At 62.9% G+C, this 1807-nt stretch carries 4 protein-coding genes and 1 pseudogene; all 5 read right to left on the reverse strand.

The genetic code is table 11. The features are described from left to right. Positions 1-337, reverse strand: a 337-nt coding sequence (locus F2P46_RS35585) for a hypothetical protein (protein ID WP_166899215.1), incomplete at its 3' end; no start/stop codon positions are given. Next, positions 324-884 carry a hypothetical protein gene (locus F2P46_RS35590; protein WP_166899216.1) on the reverse strand — a complete coding sequence of 187 codons (561 nt, stop codon included), beginning with the start codon at positions 882-884 and terminating at the stop codon, positions 324-326. The genes F2P46_RS35590 and F2P46_RS35585, both read right to left, overlap by 14 nt. Then, positions 884-1222: a hypothetical protein gene (locus F2P46_RS35595; RefSeq protein WP_166899218.1), complete on the reverse strand. Its 339-nt coding sequence runs from the start codon at positions 1220-1222 to the stop codon at positions 884-886. Before F2P46_RS35595 ends, F2P46_RS35590 begins: the two co-directional genes overlap by 1 nt. A gap of 14 nt (positions 1223-1236) precedes the next feature. Next, positions 1237-1512, reverse strand: a complete 276-nt coding sequence (locus F2P46_RS35600; protein WP_166899220.1) for a helix-turn-helix domain-containing protein — start codon at positions 1510-1512, stop codon at positions 1237-1239. Then, positions 1509-1807: pseudogene (locus F2P46_RS35605) on the reverse strand (hypothetical protein); the annotation flags it as partial. The gene F2P46_RS35600 and the pseudogene F2P46_RS35605, both read right to left, overlap by 4 nt.

The following is a 1807-nucleotide window of genomic DNA, read 5'->3' on the forward strand; positions in this document are numbered from 1 at the left end:
ACGGAAACGCCGGCGAATAGCCAAGGAACAGGGGCTTGGCGAAGAAGTTGCGCACGCGCGGCGGGACGATCGAGCGCGGCGCTTCCGGTGCGCTCTCCTTTTCGAGCTGGTGCCGGGCGCGTGTCGTCAGTTTGTATTTGATCCCCTCGCGGATCAGACAGCCGCGTTCGACCAGATCGCAGTAAAGCTCGACCATCTTGCAGTGGTCGATGCCGGCCGGGAGCTTGCGCGTGACGAAATCCCCATGCACCTCGGCGCCCTGATAGATCGTCATTGGCCCCTTGAGGAACGCTGTCAGGATCTGCTCGCTGCGTGAATTTTTTTCAGGAAATTTCATACCCGGCTCCTTTAAGCGCTTGCCGGTGGGTTTTGGCCGGTGTCTGGTGAGCCTGGCCGGCGGCGATCCGCGCGGCGATCATCGTTTCGGCGGCGAACAGGTCTTCGCGGGTCGCAACGGCGCACTGCGCCTCGTGAATCGCCAGCGCATTGCTCACCGCGTCCATGCCCGGCCCGTCGAGCCGGTACTGGCCGGTCCTCGCGCCCCGTTCCGCCGCCCGCGCCATCGCCTCCAGGGCCGGTATCATTTCCGGAACGTACTCTTCGCCAATGCCCGTTTCGGCAAGACAGAGCGTAATGTTCATGGCCGTGCAGAGATAGACATACGACGTCTCGGTTGCATCGCCCAGCTTGATATCCTCGAACGCACGCCAATATTTTACGCAGATGAGGGTCGCCTCTTCCCCCTCGATCGGCAGCGCATTCATCATGCGCACGTCATGCCGGGATACGCCGGCAGCGATCACCTGTAGGCCACCGCCGACGGCACACTTTTTCTCGCGATATGCCTTGACGCGGCGCTTCGGCGATCCGTGTTTGCTGGCCATTATGCGTGCTCCAGCAAAGAACCCTGCCGGCGCACATTCGCGCGCTCTCGCGGTGCTACGTTCATCTTCTCGGCTTTCATTTTCGTAAGCAGTGCTGTTGCGGCCGCCCGCCCTTTGGCGGCCTCCTGGTTGAGATGGTTTTCTATTTGCGTGTAGGCGAGCTCGCGCTGACGCTGCACTTCCGCACGCAGCTTCGCCTTGACTCCGGCCAACGCTGTTTCGCCGTACTCCCGCCTGACCTGGTCGTAAGCGACCTGGCGCACGTGCTGAGGGGCCCCCGCCAAAAGGCGGATTTGGCAGCATTCCCGGTGGGCATTGAAGCGCCCCGACAGCGCCACGCAAAACTCGCAACTCACCTGGTCGGGCCGACGAGGAAGCTGCGGATCGTGGTGATCGACATGTCCGCTACGTCGTGGATGCGGATCATCATCGCCGCGCTCAGCGCGACCTTGACGTTCCGGATATTGCTCACGTTCGTCGGGGAGACGCCCAGTTCGCGCGACAGGGCGGCGTCATTCTTGACGCCAAGCTTCGCCATGACAGCGTCGAGCAGCATGCCGACGTTGTAGGCCGGGTTGTTGACGTCGATCGTCACGAATTTTCTCTCGGTGGTGGTAGTGGTGCTCATACGTCGTCCTCATCGGTGGTAGGTTGGTTTTTTCGTGCTCGTGATGCTTTCAAAATCGCTTTCATGCCGGCCACGGCACCGGCCGGCATTCCTTTTTTGGCGCGGGGAAGCGCCTCGGTCGGATCGACGATTCCCACGCGGCTATGGCGCGGTGGTGCCGGCGGGACTCCGCCGTTGTCGATCGCAGCCTGCACCCGGCCCTTGAACGCCAGGGCGGACTCGCCAGCTTGCGCCGGTTGCAGTCCCAGCCGCGCAGCTTCGGCCGCGACGCTGGCGTCCGACGCCCACCAAGCCT

The organism is Massilia sp. CCM 8734, assembly GCF_011682155.1.
GTDB classification, from domain to species: domain Bacteria; phylum Pseudomonadota; class Gammaproteobacteria; order Burkholderiales; family Burkholderiaceae_D; genus Telluria_A; species Telluria_A rubra.

Excerpts from the sequence above, each read along its gene's own strand:
- F2P46_RS35590 (WP_166899216.1), bottom strand. The coding sequence starts at position 884 with ATGGCCAGCAAACACGGATCGCCGAAGCGCCGCGTCAAGGCATATCGC.
- F2P46_RS35600 (WP_166899220.1), bottom strand. The coding sequence starts at position 1,512 with ATGAGCACCACTACCACCACCGAGAGAAAATTCGTGACGATCGACGTC.